Source organism: Nocardia sp. NPDC050406, from assembly GCF_044459025.1.
GTDB lineage: Bacteria > Actinomycetota > Actinomycetes > Mycobacteriales > Mycobacteriaceae > Nocardia.
On sequence record NZ_JBITIM010000004.1, the window covers coordinates 79,561 to 101,241 of the forward strand.

Annotated in this window: 18 protein-coding genes; 12 read left to right on the top strand and 6 right to left on the bottom strand. The window is 67.1% G+C overall.

Going from position 1 to position 21,681, the window contains the following annotated elements; translation table 11 throughout:
• Position 1 precedes the first annotated feature (1 nt).
• Positions 2-802 carry an HAD family hydrolase gene (locus ACIBH2_RS29105; protein ID WP_397124239.1) on the bottom strand — a complete coding sequence of 267 codons (801 nt, stop codon included), beginning with the start codon at positions 800-802 and terminating at the stop codon, positions 2-4.
• A 199-nt stretch (positions 803-1,001) separates the two neighbouring features.
• On the opposite strand from ACIBH2_RS29105, the gene ACIBH2_RS29110 reads away from it, so the two are divergent.
• From ACIBH2_RS29110 to ACIBH2_RS29135, 6 genes are read left to right on the top strand one after another with little or no spacing between them, the layout of a single operon-like run.
• A complete protein-coding gene (locus ACIBH2_RS29110) occupies positions 1,002-1,979 on the top strand; it encodes an ABC transporter permease (protein ID WP_397124241.1) in 978 nt (325 codons plus the stop codon).
• Positions 1,976-2,935 carry an ABC transporter permease gene (locus ACIBH2_RS29115; RefSeq protein ID WP_397123229.1) on the top strand — a complete coding sequence of 320 codons (960 nt, stop codon included), beginning with the start codon at positions 1,976-1,978 and terminating at the stop codon, positions 2,933-2,935. Before ACIBH2_RS29110 ends, ACIBH2_RS29115 begins: the two co-directional genes overlap by 4 nt.
• 47 nt (positions 2,936-2,982) lie before the next feature.
• Positions 2,983-4,824, top strand: a complete 1,842-nt coding sequence (locus ACIBH2_RS29120; RefSeq protein WP_397124243.1) for an ABC transporter ATP-binding protein — start codon at positions 2,983-2,985, stop codon at positions 4,822-4,824.
• A gap of 9 nt (positions 4,825-4,833) precedes the next feature.
• Positions 4,834-6,498 carry an ABC transporter family substrate-binding protein gene (locus ACIBH2_RS29125; protein ID WP_397123231.1) on the top strand — a complete coding sequence of 555 codons (1,665 nt, stop codon included), beginning with the start codon at positions 4,834-4,836 and terminating at the stop codon, positions 6,496-6,498.
• 32 nt (positions 6,499-6,530) lie between these two features.
• Positions 6,531-8,204 (top strand): ABC transporter family substrate-binding protein, encoded by a 1,674-nt coding sequence (locus ACIBH2_RS29130; RefSeq protein ID WP_397123233.1) that lies wholly within the window; start codon positions 6,531-6,533, stop codon positions 8,202-8,204.
• Between the two features lie 44 nt (positions 8,205-8,248).
• Entirely contained in the window at positions 8,249-8,854 is a 606-nt protein-coding gene (locus tag ACIBH2_RS29135) for a hypothetical protein (protein WP_397124245.1), read from the top strand.
• A gap of 86 nt (positions 8,855-8,940) precedes the next feature.
• On the opposite strand, the gene ACIBH2_RS29140 is transcribed toward ACIBH2_RS29135, so the two are convergent.
• Positions 8,941-9,684 carry a lysophospholipid acyltransferase family protein gene (locus ACIBH2_RS29140; protein WP_397123235.1) on the bottom strand — a complete coding sequence of 248 codons (744 nt, stop codon included), beginning with the start codon at positions 9,682-9,684 and terminating at the stop codon, positions 8,941-8,943.
• Positions 9,685-9,791: 107 nt separating this feature from the next.
• Between ACIBH2_RS29140 and ACIBH2_RS29145 the strand changes: the two genes are divergently transcribed.
• Together ACIBH2_RS29145 and ACIBH2_RS29150 are read left to right on the top strand one after the other, a co-directional pair.
• Entirely contained in the window at positions 9,792-10,631 is an 840-nt protein-coding gene (locus ACIBH2_RS29145; RefSeq protein ID WP_397123237.1) for a hypothetical protein, read from the top strand.
• A 44-nt stretch (positions 10,632-10,675) separates the two neighbouring features.
• Positions 10,676-12,217 carry a Rieske 2Fe-2S domain-containing protein gene (locus ACIBH2_RS29150; RefSeq protein WP_397123239.1) on the top strand — a complete coding sequence of 514 codons (1,542 nt, stop codon included), beginning with the start codon at positions 10,676-10,678 and terminating at the stop codon, positions 12,215-12,217.
• Positions 12,218-12,284: 67 nt separating this feature from the next.
• Here the strand turns inward: ACIBH2_RS29150 and ACIBH2_RS29155 are convergent, their stop codons facing one another.
• The 4 genes from ACIBH2_RS29155 to serS form a co-directional block, all read right to left on the bottom strand.
• On the bottom strand, positions 12,285-13,241 hold the full coding sequence (locus tag ACIBH2_RS29155) for a DMT family transporter (RefSeq protein WP_397123241.1): 957 nt from the start codon (positions 13,239-13,241) through the stop codon (positions 12,285-12,287).
• A 23-nt stretch (positions 13,242-13,264) separates the two neighbouring features.
• On the bottom strand, positions 13,265-14,581 hold the full coding sequence (locus ACIBH2_RS29160; RefSeq protein ID WP_397123243.1) for an MFS transporter: 1,317 nt from the start codon (positions 14,579-14,581) through the stop codon (positions 13,265-13,267).
• 108 nt (positions 14,582-14,689) lie between these two features.
• Positions 14,690-16,450 (bottom strand): putative bifunctional diguanylate cyclase/phosphodiesterase, encoded by a 1,761-nt coding sequence (locus ACIBH2_RS29165; protein WP_397123245.1) that lies wholly within the window; start codon positions 16,448-16,450, stop codon positions 14,690-14,692.
• A 174-nt stretch (positions 16,451-16,624) separates the two neighbouring features.
• Positions 16,625-17,887, bottom strand: coding sequence for a serine--tRNA ligase (serS, locus tag ACIBH2_RS29170; RefSeq protein ID WP_397123247.1), 1,263 nt, complete (start codon positions 17,885-17,887; stop codon positions 16,625-16,627).
• 201 nt (positions 17,888-18,088) lie between these two features.
• Between serS and ACIBH2_RS29175 the strand changes: the two genes are divergently transcribed.
• From ACIBH2_RS29175 to ACIBH2_RS29190, 4 genes are all read left to right on the top strand, one after another.
• The gene (locus ACIBH2_RS29175) at positions 18,089-19,672 is read left to right on the top strand and encodes a GMC family oxidoreductase (RefSeq protein WP_397123249.1); all 1,584 of its coding nucleotides are present in this window, start codon (positions 18,089-18,091) and stop codon (positions 19,670-19,672) included.
• 81 nt (positions 19,673-19,753) lie between these two features.
• Complete coding sequence (locus ACIBH2_RS29180) at positions 19,754-20,881, top strand: septum formation family protein (RefSeq protein ID WP_397123251.1); 1,128 nt, start codon at positions 19,754-19,756, stop codon at positions 20,879-20,881.
• Between the two features lie 10 nt (positions 20,882-20,891).
• A complete protein-coding gene (locus tag ACIBH2_RS29185; RefSeq protein ID WP_397123253.1) occupies positions 20,892-21,245 on the top strand; it encodes a metallopeptidase family protein in 354 nt (117 codons plus the stop codon).
• Positions 21,246-21,355: 110 nt separating this feature from the next.
• Positions 21,356-21,667 (top strand): PE family protein, encoded by a 312-nt coding sequence (locus tag ACIBH2_RS29190; RefSeq protein ID WP_397123255.1) that lies wholly within the window; start codon positions 21,356-21,358, stop codon positions 21,665-21,667.
• Positions 21,668-21,681 lie beyond the last annotated feature (14 nt).

Genomic DNA, 21,681 nt, shown 5'->3' on the forward strand with positions numbered 1-21,681 from the left:
TTCACACCCACCAGCGTTCGAGGATGCGCGCGACTCCGTCCTCGTCGTTGGTCGCCGCTACCTCGTCGGCGGCGGCCTTGGCCTCGGGGTGGGCGTTCTCCATGGCGACCCCGTGCCCGGCCAACCGGAGCATGGGGACGTCATTGGGCATATCGCCGAAGGCGATGAGGTTCGCGTGTTCGACGCCGAGGCGCTGGGCGACGGTGGCGAGACCGGTCGCCTTGTTCACCCCGGGTGCGGACAGCTCGATGAGCCCGTCGTTGGTCGAGTAGGTGAGGTCCGCGCGGTCCGACAGATGCGGTTCGAGAATCTCGCGCATGTACGCGCTGGTCGCCCCCGGCAGCCGAATGAGCATCTTGATGGCGGGCGCGGCGAACACCTCGGCCCGCGACACCCGCGTGTCGTCCGGATTCAGCCAGGCGTGCTCGTACTCCGGCGAACTCACGAACTGCGGTGTGGCGGCGTCGTGCGCGGTCGCCCCCACCCGCTCGGCCGCCAACCCGCATCCCGGCAGCAGCCCCTCGGCCAACTCCGCGATCCACGCCAGCGTCGGCGCGTCCAACACCCGCGTCGACAGAATCCGGTCATTGGCGCTGTCGTAGATGACAGCCCCATTGCCGCACACACACAGCGGCGCATACCCCAGGCCATCCACCACCGGATCGATCCACCTCGGCGGCCGCCCCGTCGCCAGCACGAACGGCACCCCGTCGGTGATCAAGGCCGACACCGCCGCCCTGGTCCGCGGACTCACCTGCTCACGGTGGTCGATCAGCGTGCCGTCGACATCGGTGGCAACCATCTTGGGTTTGGGCAGCTGAAAGAGAGTCACCTGTTCAATCCTGCACCAACGACCACCCGCTTCGTCCGAATTGTGGCCCGATCGAAGCACACCGAATCCCACCCGCAACACGCAATAGCCCGGCATTGGCTGTCCATGCTGCACGTTTCCGCGAGTCGCTCCCTATGATCTGGTGCAAGACTCGACCCGAGAGGGACTGATGGCCGGATTTCTGCTGCGACGTGCGCTCAACTATGTCGTGCTGCTGTTGCTGGCGTCATTCCTGACGTTCACCATCGCATCCTTGACGTTCAGCCCGTTGGACAGTCTCGAGGAGCGCAATCCGCGACCGCCGCAGGCGGTGATCGACGCCAAGCGTGCCGAACTGCATCTCGACGATCCGATTCCGCAGCGGTATGTCCTCTGGCTCGAGGGCGTGGTGCAGGGCGATTTCGGCAATACCCTCGCCGGGCAGCCGATCTCGGAGGAGCTGCCCCGCCGGATCGGGGTGAGTCTGCGACTGTTGATCATCGGCTCGCTGGTCGGCACCTTCCTCGGCGTGCTCATCGGTGCGGCCAGCGCCATCCGGCAGTACAAGTTCAGCGACTATTTCGCGACGGTCGTCTCGCTGCTCATTCTCTCCACCCCGGTGTTCCTGCTCGCCACCCTGCTGAAATTCGGTGCGCTGGAGATCAATATGGCCACCGGGAAGCAGATCTTCCTCTACACCGGTGAGACCTCGGCGACGGCCGTGCACGGCCTGTGGAATCAGATCGTGGACCGTGCCCAGCACATGGTGGTGCCGACGTTGGGCCTCGCGCTGAGTGCCATGGCGGGCTACAGCCGCTACCAGCGCAACGCCATGCTGGACGTACTCGCCTCCGATTTCATTCGCACCGCCCGAGCCAAGGGGCTCACCCGCAATCGCGCGCTGTACAAACACGGTCTGCGCACCGCGCTCATCCCCATGGCCACGCTGTTCGCCTACAGCCTCGGCGGCCTCATCACCGGAGCGACCTTCACCGAGAAGATCTTCGGCTGGCACGGTGTCGGCGAGTGGCTGGTGAACTCCATCGACGCCGATGATCTGTACGTGGTGGTCACGGTGGCCTCGTTCGCCGGACTGGTCGTGCTGGTCTCGGGTCTGCTCTCCGACATCGTGTACGCGATTCTCGACCCCAGGGTGCGTGTGGGATGACCGAAGTCGAAATCGTCGTCGAGGGCGCGCCGAATGTCGCCGCCGGTCGACGAAAACTGGTGGTGCGCCGGTTCTTCCGCAACAAGGCCGCCGTGGTGGCGCTGGCACTGCTGGTGATCATGTTCATCGCGGCCTTCGCGGTGCCGCACTTCCTGCCGTACACCTACTCCGAATTCGACACCACCTCGAAATTGAAGCCGCCGAGCGGGAAACACCTGTTCGGCACCACGGCGCTCGGTGAGGACGTGCTGGCCCAGACGATGCACGGCTTGCAGAAGTCCATGGTGATCGGCTTCGCGGTGGCCCTCATCTCCGCGACCATCGCGACCATCGCGGGCACGCTCGCCGGACTGCTCGGCGGCTGGACCGACCGCGCCATCATGTGGCTGGTCGATCTGCTGCTGGTGGTGCCGAGCTTCATCATGATCGCCATGTTCGCGCCCAAGACCAAGGGCAGCGGGTCGATGATCCTGCTCATCGTGCTGCTCAGCGCCTTCGGCTGGATGATCAGCGCGCGCATCGTGCGCGGCCTGACCATGAGCCTGCGGGAACGCGAATTCGTCCGCGCGGCACGCTATATGGGAGCCCCGACCCGCACGGTGATCGTCACGCACATCGTGCCGAACATCGCCTCCATCCTGATCATCGACACCACCTTGACCGTGGGTGGCGCGGTGATGTCCGAAACCGGTTTGAGCTTCCTGGGATTCGGCGTGCAGCCACCTGATGTCTCACTCGGCACGCTCATCGCCAACGGCACCAAATCCGCCATGACCTACCCCTGGCTGTTCCTGCCCGCGGGCGGATTCCTGATCGCCATCGTGTTGTGCGCGAACCTGGTCGGCGACGGCCTGCGCGACGCCTTCGACCCTGGTGCGAAGCGGGCCCGCGCGCGGGCGACCCGCAAGGCCGAGAAGGGCGCCACGCCCGACGCCAAGGATGTGAAACCGGCATGAGCGAGCGGCCAACGAACCCGGCCGAGGAGTCGAACGGCAAGCGGCGCGTGACCACCGCACCGCTGTTGGAGGTCTCGGACCTGCACGTGTCCTTCCCCGGTGAGGAGGGGCGCGTCGACGCGGTGCGCGGGGTGAGCTACACCGTCGGCGACGGCGAGGTGCTCGCCATCGTGGGTGAATCCGGCTCCGGCAAATCGGTGTCGTCGCTGGCGGTCATGGGACTGCTGCCCGACCAGGCCCGGGTGCGCGGTTCGATTCGCCTGCGCGGCAAGGAATTGCTGGGCATGGGCGACAAGAACCTCTCGTCGCTGCGGGGGAGCCGCATCTCCATGGTGTTCCAGGATCCGCTGTCGGCCCTGACTCCGGTGTACCGCATCGGCGACCAGATCGCCGAAGCCCTACTGGCGCACCGCAAGCTGAGCAAGGAGCAGGCCGCCGCGAGGGCGGTGGAGCTGTTGGAGCTGGTGGGCATTCCGGATCCGGCGGTGCGCGCCAAGGCTTTTCCGCACGAGTTCTCCGGCGGTATGCGCCAGCGCGTGGTGATCGCCATGGCCATCGCCAACGATCCGGAGCTCATCATCTGTGACGAGCCCACCACCGCGCTGGATGTGACGGTGCAGAAGCAGATCCTGAATCTGCTGCGCAAGGCGCGCGATATCACCGGCGCGGGCGTCATCATGATCACTCACGACATGGGTATCGCCGCGACCGTGGCCGACCGGGTGGCGGTCATGTACGCCGGGAAGATCGTCGAAACCGCCTCGGCCGATGACCTTTTCACCGGCCCACGGATGCCGTACACGGTCGGCCTGCTGGGCTCCATCCCCCGGATGGACGGTCCGGCGCGCGCACCGCTCATTCCCATTGTCGGCGCCCCGCCAGCCATGCACGCCTTGCCGCCGGGCTGTTCGTTCGCACCGCGCTGCCCCGTCTCGATCGAGGACTGCCGCGCGGCCGAACCCCCTCTGCGCGATACCGGTCCGGGCCATCGCGCCGCCTGCATCCGCACCACCGAGGTCGATACCGACGACCTGTTCGCCGCCTACCGCCAAGAGGTGAGCGAACCGGTGCCGATGACGAAAGCCGATACGGCACAGGTGGTTCTGCGGGTCGAGGACTTGCGCAAGACCTTCCCGATCACCTCCGGCGTGGTGTTCAAGCGCCGCACCGGTGAGGTGAAGGCGGTGGACGGCATCAGCTTCGAGGTGCGCGCCGGTCGCACGCTTGCGCTGGTGGGCGAATCGGGGTCGGGCAAATCCACCACGCTCACCCAGATCATGGATCTGGTGCGGCCGGAGAGCGGCAGTATCGAAATCCTCGGCTACGACGTGACGACGCTGACCAAGCAGCAGCGGCGCGAGATTCGCCGCAAGATGCAGATCGTCTTCCAGGACCCGTCCTCCTCGCTCGATCCGCGCCTGCCCGTCCTCGACGCGCTGGCCGAGCCGCTGCGCATCGACGGCCGCTCCCGCGAGGAGATCCAGCGCCGGGTACCGGAGTTGTTGCGGCAGGTGGGTTTGCGCCCCGAACATGCCGAGCGCTATCCGGCCGACTTCTCCGGCGGGCAGAAGCAGCGCATCAATATCGCCCGGGCGCTGGCGCTGGATCCCGAGCTGCTGGTGCTCGACGAACCGGTGTCGTCGCTGGATGTGTCCATTCAGGCGGGTGTGCTCAACCTGCTGCGCGACCTGCAGGCCCGGCGTGGCCTGTCGTATCTGTTCGTCTCCCACGACCTGTCGGTGGTGCGTAATCTGGCCCACGACATCGCGGTCATGTATCGCGGGCAGATCGTCGAATACGGCCCGGCGGAAGGGATTTTCGCCGATCCGAAACACGAGTACACCCGAGCGCTGATCGATGCGGTGCCGGTCCCGGTAGCGACCCGGTAGGAGGGTGCGATGCGGATTCGCCGATTGCTGGTGGCCGGGGTAGCGGCCGCCAGCCTGCTCGCGAGCGGTTGTGCGGGCAGTACCGAGGACGCCACGGGCTCCGGCACCATCGGAGCCACCAGCGATATCAATCCGCACCCGCGCGAGGATCTGCACGACGGCGGCAATCTGCGCATCGCCATCACGGCCTTTCCGCCGAACTGGAATGTCCTCCAGGTCGACGGCAACGACGCGGAATCCGCCGAGACGATTCGGCCGCTGCTGCCGCGCGCCTTCGATACCGATGCCGCGGGCAACCTCAGCGTCAACCACGACTTCTTCACCGATGTCCGGATGACGAGCTCGGATCCGCAGACGGTGGTCTACGACATCAACCCGAAGTCGGTGTGGTCGGACGGCAGCCCCATCACCTGGGAGGATCTCGCCTCGCAGGCGAATGCGTTGAGCGGCAAGGACAAACGCTTCCTCATCGCGATCACCTCCGGATTCGATCGGGTGGCGAAGGTCGAGCGCGGCGAGAACGACCGCCAGGCGGTGCTCACCTTCGACCGCCACTACGCGGAGTGGCGCGGCCAGTTCTCCGGGAACATGATGCTGTACCCGAAATCGGTGACCCGCGACCCGGATTCGTTCAACAAGTCCCTGGTGGACGGAATCGGCCTCACCGCCGGTCCGTTCGTGGTGGAGTCCACGGATCGCTCGCAGGGCCGAATCGTCCTGGGGCGCAATCCGAAATGGTGGGGTGAGACGCCCAAACTCGACAACATCACGGTGAGTGTTCTGGACCGCGCCGCCTGGGTGGCCGCCATCCAGAACAACGAACTCGACGCCGCGCTGCTCTCCGGCCTCGACGATCTCCAGATCGCCCGGTCCACCCCCGGGGTGACGGTCCGGACCGCACCGAGCAACCGCTGGCGGCACTTCACCTTCAACGGCGCGCCCGGTTCCATCCTCGCCGATCCCGCGCTGCGCGTGGCGATTTCGAAGGCCATCGACCGGCGGCGCATTGCCGAGACCATTCAGAACGGATTGGTCGCCACACCCGAACCGCTGAACAATCACATCTTCCTGCGCGGCCAGCACGGCTACCGGGACAACAGCCTCGGCTACGACCCGGAGGCCGCGGCGCGTGAACTCGACGCGCTCGGCTGGACACGCGATGGTGACAGGCGGACCAAGGACGGGCGCGAACTCGTCCTGCGCGATGTCATGTACAACGACGAGACCTGGGTGCGCGTCGCCAAACTCATCCAGGAGGATCTGGCGAAGGTAGGGGTCGGGCTGACCATCGACACCCGGCCCGGCGACCGATACTTCCCGGATGTCATCCAGCCCGGTGATTTCCAAGTCTGCCAGTTCTCCTTCGTGGGAGACGCCTTCCCGTTCAGCAGCATTCCGCAGGTCTACGGGCTCTACCCCGAGGATGTGCAGGCCAATTTCGGCCGCATCGGCTCACCGGAACTCAATGACCTGATCGACCGCACGCTCTCGGAACTGGATCCGGACAAGGCCATCGAACTCGCCAATCAGGTGGACCGCAAGGTATTCGAAGAGGGCCATTCGCTGCCACTGGTCCAGGATGCGGGCAATTACGCGGTACGGTCCGAGCTGGCCAATTACGGTGCGCACGGACTGGCCTCCTACGACTACACCAAGATCGGTTTCCTGAAGTGACCAGCAGCCGTCCCGGCGGAAGGGAGCGATCCATGCGGATACGTTCGACAGTGACCCGACTCGCGATACCCATGGTCGCGCTCGGATTGATCGTCTCCGGCTGTAGTGCCGACGCGGGCGAGGGCGGCACCGCCGAGGTGGGCACCACCAATGCCATCAACCCGCATCCGCGCGAGGATCTGCGCGAGGGCGGCAATCTGCGGCTGGCGCTGAGCGCGTTCCCGGAATCCTTCAACGCGCTGCACGTGGACGGCAATACCAGCGACACCAACGATGTCGTGGTTCCGACGCTGCCGACCGCCTTCGTCAGCGACGCCGCCGGTGATCTGACGGTGGACAAGGACTTCTTTACCGATATCAAGATGACGGGCACCAACCCGCAGAAGATCGTCTACGACATCAATCCGAAGGCGGTCTGGACCGACGACACCCCCATCACCTGGGAGGATCTGCGCTCGCAGTGGCAGGCGCTGAACGGCACCAACGACCAGTACCTGGTGGCCGCCACCTCGGGCTACGACCAGGTCGAGTCGGTGGAGCGCGGCGAGAACGACCGCCAGGCCATCGTCACCATGCGCACCCCGTACGCGGAGTGGCAGGGGCTGTTCGGCCTGCTGTATCCGAAGGCAGACACCGCCTCGCCGGAGGCGTTCAACAACTGGGCGCGCAGTAGCCTGCCGGTCAGCGCCGGACCGTTCGTCATCACGAATATCGACCGCACCCAGAATCGGCTCACGTTGACCCGCAACCCCAAATGGTGGGGTGAGACGCCGGTGCTGGACAGCATCACCTTCAGCGTGCTCGACCACAGCGCGTGGCTGGCCGCCATCCAGAACAACGAGCTGGACTCGTCGTACATGTCGGGTCTGGAGAACGTCACCGGCGCGCGCAATACGCCGGGCGTGGAGATTCGCCGGGCCGCGGAGCCCAGCTGGTCGCATGTGACGTTCAACGGCGCGCCCGGCGCGCTGTTGGAGGATCCGAAGGTGCGCATGGCAATCGCCAAGTCGATCAATCGGCAGGCGATCGTCGAGACCAGCCAGCACGGCGTGGTCACCGAGCCGAAGCCGTTGAACAACCACGTCTTCGTGGTGGGCCAGAAGGGCTACCAGGACAATGCCGCCTCGGTCGCCTTCGACCTGGACGCGGCGGCGAAGCTGCTCGACGAGGCGGGGTGGAAGATTCCGCCCGGCGGCGATGTGCGCGAAAAGGACGGTCGCCGACTGGAATTGCGCGATGTCATGTACCAGCAGGACTCGTGGGTGGACACCGCCAAGATCATCCAGCAGGACCTCCAGAAGATCGGCGTGAAGCTGAACATCCAGACGGTGCCCGGTACGGGCCTGTTCAAGGATGTGATCGATCCGGGCAACTACGACCTGGCCCAGTTCAGCTACTCCGGCAGCGTGCTCCCCTTGGGCTCGCTCAAGCAGCACTACTACTACGACCCGGCCAACTGGCAGGGCAACAAGGCGCGCATCGGCTCCCCCGAGCTCAATGCGGTCATCGACCAGACGCTGACCGAACTCGATCCGGCCAAGGCCATCGAGCTCGCCAACAAGGCCGACCGAATGGTCTTCGAGGAAGCGCACTCCTTGCCGCTGAATCAGGCATCCGGAACGTACGGCGTGCGTGTCGATCTGGCGAACTGGGGCGCGTTCGGTCTGGCCTCGCCCGACTACACGAAGGTCGGCTTCCTGAAGTGAATCCGCGGGGCAGCCACCCGTTGGCCTACCCCCTGACCGTGACGATCGGCACCCTGGTGGTTTCCCACGCCTGGGTGCCGTTCGTCGATACGGAGGTGCGGGCGCTGATCGGGGCGCAGGTGTTGATCGTGCTGGGGTACACGGTTTTTCGGATGGTCGTGGCTACGCGGACCAGTGGTGGGGTCGCCTCGGGGGTGGCGACGGCGCGGCGGGTGCGGCAGCAGTATCGGCTGGTGAGTCGATCGTGGGTGGAGTGGGCCGACGGCGAGCAGGTGCGGTGGGTACCGGTGTACTTCGATCCGGCGCTGGTGACGCTCGTGCCCTCGGAGGGTGAGATGTCCGGGCGCGCACTGTGTGTCGGGGGGCATCGGGTGTACCCCTCCGGGCGGGTGCGTGCTTCGGAACCCGTGGGTCGGCTGATCGACAACCCCACCCGCCCCGACCCGGAGGGTGTCGCCGCGGCGCGCACCGCCGCGCGGTGGCCGCGGCGACTGCTGCTGGATGCCCAATCCGCCGTGGTGGCCCCATTCGTCGCCCTGTTCTGGATCTATGTGGCAGACGGCGGCATCCTCGCCTTCGCGGCCACCGCCGTCCTCGCGGCCACCACCGCCACCTGGCTCGCCGCCATCCGCGGCTCCGACCCCAGCTGACCAAGGTCACCAGGTACTGGTGGCGGCATCGGCCGAGAGCCGCCCGCCACCGGTACCTGGTGATCGGCCGACCACATCGGAAATGGTTAGGGCTGGGCGCGTTTGGCGGCTTTCTCGGCTGCTTCGGCGGCGTCCATGGCGTTGGCCTCTTCCAGGGTGGGGGCGCTGCCGCCGAGGCGGGCGGGGACCCAGTACGCGCCGGGCTCGTGTTCGTAGCCCTGTTGGACGTCCAGCAGCATCTGCTGCATGGTCGTGTGCAGTTTGTCGGTCAGGGCCTGGGGCGGTTCGAAGGGCTGGATGGGTTCGCCGACCTTGATGGAGATCGGAGTGTTGGTGCGGCCCAGGCGCTTCGGGAAACCCTTGGTCCAGACGCGCTGCGCGCCCCAGATCACCATGGGGATGATCGGGACGTCCGCCTCGATGGCCATGCGCGCCGCGCCGGACTTGAATTCCTTGATCTCGAAGCTGCGGGAGATGGTGGCCTCGGGGTACACGCCGACCAGTTCGCCGGACTTCAGGCGGTTCACCGCCTCGCGGTAGGAGTCCGCGCCCGCCGACCGGTCCACGGGAATGTGCTTGAGCGCCCGCATGATCGGACCGGAGATGGAGTTGTCGAACACCTCCTTCTTCGCCATGAACCGGATGTAGCGCTTGGTGGTGCGCGCGGGGAGACCGGCGTAGGTGAAATCCATGTAGCCGGTGTGGTTGATGGCGATGACCGCACCGCCCTCGGCGGGAATGTGCTCGTCGCCGGTGACGGTGAACTTCAGGCCCTGTAGCGCGAAGACGGTACGGGCCAGCCCGATGATCGGGAAGTAGACGGGTTCCACAAGTCAGCTAGCGTAGTCGCTGCCCGAGCTGGTACCAGTGACACAGGCTACAGATGGATGGCTGTGCGTACCGCGCGGCCGCGTGGACACGAAAGAGGTTCGCAGGAGTGCAAAACCCCCGAACAGCGCTGCGTGGTCGATTCCGCAGGGGACTGCTCGGCGGATTGGCGGTGATCGCGGCGGCCGTCTCGGCGGGCTGCGATTCCGCCGTCGGTATCCCGGGCGACGGGTCCGAACCCGCCACCACGACCGGTGCCACTACCACCGCCGACACCGCCACGACCGGGGCGAACGCGCCCGGCGACACGCCCGGGAATCCGGTCTCGGAGGCAGGTTTGGCGGCCTGGGCCGCGGATCTGCGCACGGGCGATCTGGACAGCCTCGAGCAGAAGTGTTGGACCATGGCCCCGTTGAACGTGCGCGGCATGTACGCCGAATCGGCACCCATTCTCGCGGCCTTGGAACAGCCCGGCGCTCACAACGGAACCACCACCGTCTGGAAGGGTCCCGCCGTCACCGTGGTCGCGCCCGATCGCGCACTCGCGACCGATTACGCCTGCCCGTACGTCTTCCCGGCGGGAACCGAGGTCGCCTACAACGACGCCGACGCTCGGCACACCGTGCGGCGCTACCTGTCGCGCCTGATCGGCGAGCCCATCGATCCGGCCGATACCGAGGCGGCGTATCCGCTGGTCTGCGCGGCGCGGGCGGGCAGCTGGGATCCGGAGCAGACCGGCAGCGCGGGCACCCCGCCGCTGGCCGCCGACACCGACAAGCTCACCGGCGTGACGGCTTTCATAGACCAGTCCATCCAGTCGGAATGGCCGCGCGGGGACTACATCACCGTCACGGTGCCGGTCACCAATGCGGCCGGTGTACAGCAGAAACGGACATTCACCCTGAAGTCCGGCGACGAGGGTTACTGCATCGGCGACGTTTCGCCCTAACCAGTAGTCTGGGTGGCTGGTAACGGTCAGGGAGGAAGAAGCTCGTGCAGATCACCAGCGTCGGACACGCCGGATTCCACATCCGAACCGCGGCCGGGACGATCCTCTGCGATCCCTGGGTCAACCCCGCGTATTTCGGTTCGTGGTTCCCGTTTCCGGACAATACCCAGCTCGACTGGAACGAGCTGGGGAACTGCGACTTCCTCTACGTCTCGCACCTGCACCGCGATCACTTCGACGCCAAGCACCTGGCCGAGTACGTCAACAAGGACGCCACCGTCCTGCTGCCGGACTACCCGGTGCCGGATCTGAAGCGCGAACTCGAGAAGCTGGGCTTCACCAAGTTCTTCGAGACCGAGGATTCGGTCAAGCACACCGTCACCGGGCCCGGCGGCGATCTGGACGTCATGATCATCGCGCTGCGCGCGCCCGCGGACGGACCGATCGGCGACTCCGGATTGGTCGTCTCCGACGGCGAGACGGTCTGTTTCAACATGAACGACGCCCGGCCCGTCGATATGGATGTGCTGCACGAGCAGTTCGGGCACGTGGACATCCACCTGCTCCAGTACTCCGGGGCCATCTGGTACCCGATGGTCTACGACATTCCGGCGCGCACCAAGTCCAATTTCGGCAAGCAGAAGCGCCAGCGCGGCATGGACCGCGCCCGGTCCTACATCGAACAGGTCGGGGCCACCTGGGTGGTGCCCTCGGCCGGGCCGCCGGTGTTCCTCGACGACGAATTGCGTTACCTCAACGACGATCACGGCGACGAGGGCAATATCTTCCCCGACCAGATCGTGTTCCTCGAGCAGATGGAGATGCACGGGAACAAGGGCGGCGTGCTCATGATCCCCGGCTCCACCGTGGATCTGCGCGGCAAGGATCTGCAGTCGCTGACCCATCCGGTGTCGCCGGACAGCATCTACGGCGACAAGGCCGCCTACATCGAGGACATGGCCCAGCGCATGGCTCCGGTGCTGGCGGCCGAAAAGGCTTCCTGGGCAACGGGAGACGAGCCGCTGCTGCCGCAACTGAAGGAGCTCTTCGAGCCCATCATGGCGCAGAGCGATCTGATCTGCGACGGCATCGGCTACCCGGTGAGCCTGGTCATGGGCGACGAGACCGTGGTGCTCGACTTCCCGCAGCGCACCGTGCGCCCGCTGGCCGAGGGAGAAGGCAAGCACCGCTACGGATTCCGCATCGACCCGCAGCTGGTGCGCACCGTCCTGCGCGACAACGAACCCGACTGGGTGAACACCATCTTCCTGTCGACGCGCTTCACCACCTGGCGCATCGGCGGCTACAACGAATTCCTCTACACCTTCTTCAAATGCCTCACCGACGAGCGCATCGCCTACGCCGACGGCTGGTTCTCCGAGGCCCACGACGACTCCGCCTCCACCGAACTCGACGGCTGGGAAGTCCAACGCCGCTGCCCCCACCTCAAAGCCGACCTCTCCAAATTCGGTGTGGTGGAAGGCAACACCCTCACCTGCAACCTGCACGGTTGGCAGTGGGACCTCGAATCCGGCCGCTGCAAAACCTCCAAAGGCCACGAACTCCGCTCCCGCAAACTGGGCTGATCCCCGACGAGGGGGAACTGGTGGCGGGGCGCACTCGCGCGACGCCGCCATGGTTTCCCCCTGACCGCTAGGTCTCCTTTGTGGGGGTGCGGGCGGCCAGGGCTACCGCGGCGAAGGTCAGAGCGCAGCCTACGAGGGCGATCGCGGAGAGGCCCGGGCCGGTGGGTACCACCACGTCCAGGACCAGGGACATCAGGAGTTGGCCCGCGACCGAGGTGAGGCCGAGCAGTAGGACGCCGACCCAGCGGACCACCACGACCGCCAGCGCGATGAACGCCACGCCGATGACGCCGCCGATGTAGAGCCACGGCTCGGTGGGAAAGCCTGTGGGCCAACCACTTCGGGATATCACCAGCGATTCGACGAGCACCAGGCCGACGGTTCCGGTCGCGAAATTCGCCAGGGTCGCCGAGGGTGGGCCGCCGACCGCGCCGACGCGGCCGTTCACCGCCTGCTGCCAGGCCAGACCGAAGCCCGCCAAGAGCGGCAGGGCGATGAGCAGGAGTTTCGGCGCGCCGTCGAAGGCCGCGGGGACCGAGAGGCCGCCGCCCGCACTGTTGCGCCCGACGGATGCCAGCAGCACGGCGACCAGCGCCAAACCCGCACCCGCGCCACGCATGACGGTCACCGGGGTCCGACCGTTGGGGCCCACACCCATGCGGTCGACCACCAGACTGCTGACCAACTGCCCGGCCACCACGGCCACCGTGAAGGCCGTGACCCCGATCGTTGCGACCGTAAGCCCTTGGCAGGCAACGAAGAACGCGCCACACAGGCCGCCGAGCAACTGCCACCAGCGCAACTTTCCGACCGCCAGCGCGCGCCGGACCTCGCCGAGCCCGGCGCGCAAACGCCCGCTGAGCGCGAACACCACCGCCAGCACCACCAGCCCGGTGCCGAAGCTGATCACCGCCGCCGCCACACCGTCGCCCAGGCGCTCACCCAGTGCCCCGTTGATCCGCGCCTGCCCCGCCACCGCCGCGCCGATACACCCGCCCAGCACCAATCCGATCCGCCGTCGCATTGTTCCGATTCTGCACGGACCGATCAGTCGGCCGAGCCGCGCGGCGGCAGCCACGCCGGGACCAGTGCCGCCGCGACGAGCATCGGGACACCGAGCAGCGCCACGATGGGCGCGATCGGCAGCCACAGCGAGACCAGTGCGACGAAACCGAACACCGCCAGCGAGAACAGCTCCTCGAGCACCCCCGATACCGAGGTCACCGTCGCCCGCGCCGGGCCCTCGATGGCGTCCTGGAGGCGCGCCGCGGCGATCACGCCCGCGTTGTAGACGATGCCGTAGGCGATGCCGATGGCCGAGAAGCCCAGCGCGGTGAGCGGATACACCGCTGCGGGACGATGGACCGCGAGACCGGCGAGCAGCGCGCCCCCGATGAACAGGACACCACCGACGGTCAGCGCGATCGCCATGGTGCGGGCACGCATGGCCTCGGTGCGACCGGCCAGGGTGGAACCCACCAGGGCACCGACAACCGTCAGGCCGACCAGTAGCGCCGTCACCCAGGGCGCGACGCCCGCCGCACCGGCCACCAGGGCGAAGTACTCGTCGAAGGCGGTCATACCGTAGAGGATCGAGGCGAGGAACAGGCCGTGCCGAACCGTCTTGACGCGCACGGCCTCTCGGAGACCGGTGCGGAGCATGAAGAAGTAGCGGGCGATGGCCGAACCCTGCGCCGGAATGGCTTCCGTCCCGACCGCCACGGCGGCACCGACCGACGCTGTACTTCCCGGCACCGACAGGTCAGCGTCCTGCGGTGCGATGGATTCGGGAGCTTCCTCCTCGGCGAGCTCCTGTGCCTGCTCCGCCGACACCGTCTTCGGCGCACTCGGCAGCGTGAACGCCAGCAGGGCGTGCAGCCCGGCGATGACGACGCTGACCCATCCGACCAAGGCGTAACCGCCCCAGGCGAACAGCGGCGCCGCCGCGACAATGCCCAGCAGCGCAGCGGTCTCGGAGGCGGCCCGGGTGTAGCCCATGATCCGCGGGTACTCGGCGGTCTCGCCGCGCGCGGCCAGCTCGTCGTAGAGCAGCGCCTCGAAGGTGCCCGACAGCAGCGCGCCCGAGGTGCCCCAGCACACGAAGCCCAGGGCGAAGCCGAGATACGACGGAGCGACCGTCCACAGCCCGAAGCCCGCCACCAGCAGCACGCCGCTGAGAATCAGCAGCAGTCGGCGCGACACCGTATCGGCCCACGCGCCCGAGGGCACCTCGAGCACGAACGAGGTCGTCGACCAGATGGCCAGCAGCCCGGAGATCTGCGCGGTGTTCAGCCCGTGATCGGCGAAGAGCAGGGCGTAGAGCGCGTAGAGCGGGATGAGATCCGCGGAACCGCGGAACAGCACCGCGCGCACCGCGAGTCCGGTTCCCAGGACTCGGGTGCGCGCCAGGCGTAGGAATCAATAGGCGTAGAGGAGCAAACGCATGATCACAGCGTCACCCGCGCGGGTGGCTCAGTCAAGCGGATTATCGACCGGAATCCAGCCGTTGGTCGTGGGCTCGGTACTCGCGCCCACCAGACCGCTGCGCTCGTTCAGATCGTTGATGAGCTCGGATACCGGCTGCGAATCGCTGTAGTGGTAGCCCTGCGCCAGCGCGAAACCGAGTTCGGTCAGCACCGCCGCCTGATACTCGGTCTCCACGCCCTCGGCGATCACCTGCAGATCCAGCGACTTGCTCAGCGCCGCAATGACTCCCAGCAGCGGCGGAGCGGGGGAATCGGAGCGAATGGCGGCCACGAAGGATTGATCCACCTTCAGAATGTCGCTGGGCAGGGTGGCCAGACGGCTCAGGGACGAATAGCCGGTGCCGAAATCGTCGATGGCGATCCGCACCCCGCGCTCCCGCAGCGTGTGCAGATTCGCGATGGCGGTCTCGGATTCGGCGGCCAATTCGCTCTCGGTCACCTCGAGCACCAATTGGTCGGCGGGCCATCCGGTATCGGCGAGAATGCCCGAAACCCGCTCGGCGTACTCGGATTCGGCCAATTCCAGGCCGCTGACATTCACATTCAACGTCAGATCGAGTTGTGCGAAGGTCTCCTGCAACCGCGCGGCATCCGCACAGGCCCGGCGCAAGACCAATTCGTCCAGATCGGAGATGAGGTCGTACTCCTCGGCGACGCGAATGAGCCCCTCCGTGGTGACCTCCGGCTGCGCATGCGAGGACCAGCGCAGCAGCGCCTCCACGCCAACGGCTTTCGCGCCGCCCTCGCCGAGGGTGACGATCGGCTGGTACTGCACGTCCAGCGCGCCGCGGTCGATGGCCTCACGCAATTCGACCGCCAGGGGCAGTTGCCGCGACGATTCCAGCACCGTGCGATTGCGGCCCGCCTGCTTGGCGCGGTACAGACCCACATCGGCGCGCGAGACCAGCAGCGAACCGGATTCGCCCGGCTGCCAGGAGGTCACACCCGCCGAGCATCCGGTGGTGACCGCGGCCCGCAGTTGCTCCGTCAGCAGAATCGCCGCCTGTTCGGTGGTATTGGGCAGCAGCAGCGCGAACGCGTCACCGCCGTAGCGGGCCAGCCGCTGATCGGGTGCCAACAACTTCTGCCAGGTGTCGCCGACCCGTTGCAGGACGGCATCACCGGCCCGGTGGCCTAGGTGGTCGTTGATCTTCTGGAAGCGGTCGAGATCCACGAGCACCAATGCCAGGCCCTGACCGGTCCGGCCCGCCTGCGCGATGGCCACATTCAGCGCGCGATCGAAACCGCGGCGATTCAGCAGGCCCGTCAGCACATCGATATCGGCGTCGGCGGCCATTCTGGTGAGAATGCCGACCACAATGCCCACGCCCACCGTGATGCCGGAGGGAATGAGGCCCGACCACCACTCCAGCCCGCGCGAGGGCACCACCCACAGACAGCACAGCACCGCGAAACTCAGATGCGCGGCCAGCCAGCGCCACGAGAAGAATATGGCCGCGTCGCAGGCGACGAAGACATAGAACGCCGCCAGGGTGATCGCGCCGACGGTATTCGGGAACCAGTGCACCGCAACGGTTACCAGAATGGTCGCGACGCCGACATAGACGTGATGCGCGGAATGCGGCATCCGCGGGCCCCAGATGAGCAGACTTATTCCGAGCAGCAGCGCGACGAACGCCGCAGTACCCACCAGCGGACGATTGCCCTCATCACCGGGAGCGATGGCAGTGATCATCAGACCCAGGACCCCGCCCATGACGTAGAACGCCCCGGTGGTCCGAGCCATGACCATTGCTGTCGCCAGCGCCGATGCGGTCCGCACCCGCGTTCGGGTATCGCCGCGAGACCCGATTCCTCGCACGTCGCCTAGCCTAGACACAGAACTTGCCAATGGTAGACACAACCGCGCGAATCGTCGGGCACAGCTGCGAACTACCGGTTACCGTGCGAACTTTCGCGCTCAGCGCTTCGGCTCCAACACCTCGGCCCCGACGAACGGGACCAAAGCGGCGGGCACCCGCACCGAGCCGTCGGCCTGCTGGTGGTTCTCCAGAATGGCGACGATCCAGCGGGTGGTGGCCAGCGTGCCGTTCAGGGTCGCGGCGATCTGCGGCTTGTTGTTCTCGTCGCGGTAGCGCACATTGAGCCGCCGCGCCTGGAAGGTCGTGCAATTGGAGGTCGAGGTGAGCTCGCGGTAGGTCCGCTGGCTCGGCACCCAGGCCTCGCAGTCGAATTTGCGCGCCGCCGAGCTGCCGAGATCACCGGCGGCCACATCGATCACGCGATAGGGCACCTCGATGGCGGCGAGCATCTCCTGCTCCCACGCCAACAGTCGCTTGTGCTCCTCGTCGGCCTGTTCGGGGGTGGTGTAGACGAACATCTCCACCTTGTCGAACTGGTGCACGCGAATGATGCCGCGGGTGTCCTTGCCGTAGCTGCCCGCCTCGCGGCGGAAGCACGACGACCATCCGGCGTAGCGCTTGGGGCCCTCGCTCAGATCGAGGATCTCGCCCTGGTGGTAGCCCGCGAGCGGGACCTCCGAGGTACCGACCAGATACAGGTCGTCCTCTTCCAGGTGGTAGACCTCGGCGGCGTGCTGACCCAGGAAACCGGTGCCCTGCATGACCTCCGGGCGCACCAGCACCGGCGGGATCATCATGGTGAAACCGTTTTTCGTGGCCCGCTGCGCCGCCAGCTGGAGCAGGCCGAGCTGCAACAGCGCGCCGTGGCCGGTGAGGAAGTAGAAGCGCGCACCCGAGACCTTCGCGCCGCGCTCCATATCGATCAGGCCCAGCGACTCGCCGAGTTCCAGGTGGTCCTTCACCTCGAAGTCGAACTCGCGCGGCGTGCCGATGGTGTCGAGTACGACGTAATCGTCCTCGCCGCCCGCCGGAGCGCCCTCCTGCACCACATTCGACAGGGCGCGCTGGGCGGCCTCGAGGTCGGCGTCGGCGGCATGCTCGGCCGCCTCGGCCTCCTTCACCTTGGCCGAGAGCTCCGCACCGTGGGCGAGCAGCTGCGGGCGTTCCTCCGGGGACGCCTTGCCGACCTTCTTGCCCAGCGCCTTGTGCTCGGCGCGCAGCCCATCCGCCGCCGCGACGGCCGCGCGCCGCGCGGCATCCGCCTCGAGCAGGGCGTCCACCAGGGCCGGGTCCTCCCCGCGTGCCCGCTGCGAGGCGCGGACGACGTCGGGATTCTCCCGCAGGAATCGAAGGTCGATCATAGGCAAACAGCCTAGTAGGCGGGGTCCAGTGGGTTTTATCGCCCTCTGCTTCGCCGCGGGCCGGTCCGCGGCGAACGGAGCACGTTGCGTGGGGGAGTTCGGGTTTACGGACTATTCCGACGAAATTGGGCCAGGGGATCGGTGATCCACCCATAGTGGACATGCGTCATGCCGTCGGCGCAATCTTCCCGAGGAGTCACCATGCCCGAAACCAGTGCGGACACAGTCGATTTCATTATCGTCGGCGCGGGATCAGCCGGGGCGGCGCTGGCCGCGCGGTTGAGTGAACGGCCCGGTACCAGCGTCAGCGTGCTGGAGGCGGGGTCGGCGGACAAGGACAAGTTCATTCGGATTCCGGCCGGGTTCGGCAAGTTGTTCCAGGGCGCGAACGACTGGAACTACTTCACCGAGCCGCAGCCGAGTCTGAGCGGGCGGCGCGTCTACTGGCCGCGCGGGAAGATGCTCGGCGGTTCGTCGAATATGAACGCCATGATGTGGGTGCGCGGATTCGCGGCCGACTACGACGAATGGGCGACGCACGGCGGGCCCGGCTGGTCGTTCCAGCAGGTGCTGCCGTATTTCCGGCGCATCGAACGGATGGAGGGGGCCGCCGAGCCGGGCGCGGGACCCCTGCATATCTCGAGACAGCGCAGCCCGCGCCCGCTGACCCGCGACTTCCTCCAGGCGGCGACCGAGGCCGGATATCCGGTCGAGGACGCGAATATCGACCAGCCGCAAGGCTTCTCGGAGACCATGGTGACCCAGAAGCGCGGGGCCCGCTGGGGCACGACCGATGCGTACCTGCGTCCCGCGCTCCAGCGACACCGGGCGCTGGATGTGCTCACCGACGCGCAGGTCACCCGCGTGCTGTTCGAGGACAAGCGCGCCATCGGCGTGGAGTACCGACGCGGCGGGCAACTGCGGCGACTGCACGCGCGGCGCGAGGTCATCCTGAGCGGCGGTGCGATCAATACGCCGCAGCTGCTGATGCTTTCGGGGATCGGGGACGCGGAACAGCTGTCCGCCTTGGGGATTCCGGTGCTGCACCACAGCCCGGAGGTGGGCCGCAATCTGCGCGATCACCTGGTCGCGCCCATTGTCTACCGCACCCGCACCGGCACCCTCTTCGATGCCGAACGCATTCCCGAACTGGTGAACTACCTGCTGCGCCGCCGCGGCATGCTCACCTCCAATGTCGGCGAGGCCTACGGATTCATCCGCAGCCGAGACGATCTCGACCTCCCCGATCTCGAACTCGTCTTCGCGCCCGCCCCGTACATCGGCGAGGGCCTGGTCGATCCCGACGGACACGCCATCACCTTCGGCTCGATCCTGTTGCGCCCGGCCAGCACCGGCTCCATCTCGTTGGCCTCCGCGGACCCGTTCACCGCGCCCCTCATCGACCCGCGCTACTGCACCGATCCCGAGGGCCTCGACCGCGCCGCCCTGTTGACCGGCCTACGCGCCTGCGTGGACATCGCGCATCAGCCCGCGCTCAAGGGCCACCTCGGCGAGCTCATGCAACCGGCGCTCCCGGCCGACACCCCGCTGGACGAAGTCCTGCGCACCTGCCTGGAGAACCACTCTCACACGCTGTACCACCCGGTCGGCACCTGCCGCATGAGCACCGACGAGACCGGCGTCGTGGACCCCGAACTCCGCGTCCGCGGCCTGCACAACCTCCGCGTAGCCGACGCTTCGGTCATGCCGGTCATCACCCGCGGCCACACCCACGCACCCGCGGTGCTGATCGGCGAGAAGGCAGCGGACCTGATCGGGGGGTAGCGGCCGCCTCACCTGAGAATTCCGAGGCTGTCTGGGCCGGACGTGGCGAGGATCGGCGGGCCGCTGCAATGATGGACGGCGATGTCCGAACATGTGCCTCCAGAACCGCAGCGGTCCGCGCCGCCCGTTCGTCGGGCCCCGAAGGCCTTCGACCGAGTGCTGACGCCGCTGCGCGCCACCTTCGACAAGGGTCCGCTCTCCGCGCCCACCCTGCGCTGGGGACTGCTCGCGGTGGCGGTCGGGGCGGTGGTGGCCGCCCTGGTGACACTGGCCATCTCCGGCTTCGACGCCGGAAAGGTGGAGGCGCACAACCCCGCTGGGCCGCAGCCCACCGGCGCGGTGGCGGGCGCCGCCTTCGGCACCGCCAAACAGGGCGACTGCCTCACCTGGAGCAAGAGCAATGCCAGCGATCTCCAGAAGGTCGACTGCTCGAGCAAGCACCTGTTCGAGGTGACCGCCGATATCGACCTGAGCAAGTACCCGGGCCGCGAATTCGGCTCCGGTTCGCGCTTTCCCGATTCGCTGCGCTTCTCCGAACTGCGCGACGAGCACTGCGTCAGCGCCGCCCAGCGCTACCTCGGCGGCAAGCTCGACCCGCGCGGCAAGTTCGTGGTGGGCCTGATCAATCCAGGCGAAGCGGGCTGGAAGGCGGGCGAGCGGACCCTGCGCTGCGGCCTCCAGGTCGCCGCCAGCGCGGGCACCGCCACCCATCCGACCACCGGCACCGTGCGCGAGAGCAATCAGTCCAAGATCTACGACGTGGGCTCGTGCATCGGCATCAATCGCAATCTGCCCACCGACCAGGTGGACTGCTCGCAGCCGCACGCCTTCGAAATCGTGTCCACCGTGGACCTTTCCGCGCGCTTCGGCGGCAACCCGCCCGGCAAGGACGAGCAGGACAAGTTCATGGAGGAGCAGTGCGCCACCGACTCCACCAACTACCTCGGCTCGGCCGACGCGCTGCGCAACAAGACCCTCACCCTGTTCTGGGACTACCTCGACACGCGCAGCTGGCTGGCCGGTAGCCACAGCCTCAACTGCATGGTCGGCAAGGGCGCGGACCAAGAGGGCTTCGCGGCCGTCACCGGATCGGCGCGCGGCGATATCCTCATCGACGGCCAGGCCCCCGTGCCGCCGCCCAACAACGGCCGCTACACCCCGCCGCCGCTGCCGGGCGCCGCCCCGCCGGTCATTCCGCAGCCGCGGTGATCGGATAGCCATGCCGGTCTCCATGTCCGACGACCGTTTCGAGGAACTGGTCGGCGATGCCCTCGACCTGATTCCGCCCGAATTGGCGCGGGCCATCGACAATGTGGTGGTTCTCATCGAACCGCGCAGCGAAGACGATCCGCATCTGCTCGGCCTGTACCACGGCATCGCCCTCACCGAGCGGGACTTCAGCCACTACGGCGGCGCTTTGCCGGACACCATCACCATCTACCGCGAGCCCATCCTCGGCCTGTGTCACACCGAAGAAGAGGTGGTCGAGGAGGTGGCAATCACAGTGATTCACGAGATAGCGCACTATTTCGGGATTGACGACGACCGCCTTCATCAGCTGGGATGGGGCTGACGCCGTAGGTGTGCTCCAGATTTGCTGGAACCGTTTCAGTCCGCGGCGCGTCCAATCTCTCGTAGGGGCCATCCGCGGTCTCTCGGTACCGCTGGAAGGAGCGCTCGAGCATGGTGGGACACGTACTCGTGCAGCCGGAGGTCGTCCTCGCGGCGGCCGCCGAGCTCGATCTGCTGGCCGAGCGCCTGGCCGCCGTCTCCGCCGCCGCCGGACCGACCACGCACGTGCTGCCCTCGGGTACCGAAGAGGTGTCGCTGTTGGCGGCGGGCCACTTCAACCACGCCGCGCTGAGCCATGACCGCGCGGTAGCCCAGGGGATTCTGGAGCTGCACCACGCCGCCGCGACGCTACGCAGCCAACTCGCCCAGTACCTGGCGCAGGACGCCATTCGCGCCGTCGGCATCGCCTCGATTCCGGTGTAAGAGGGAGATACCAA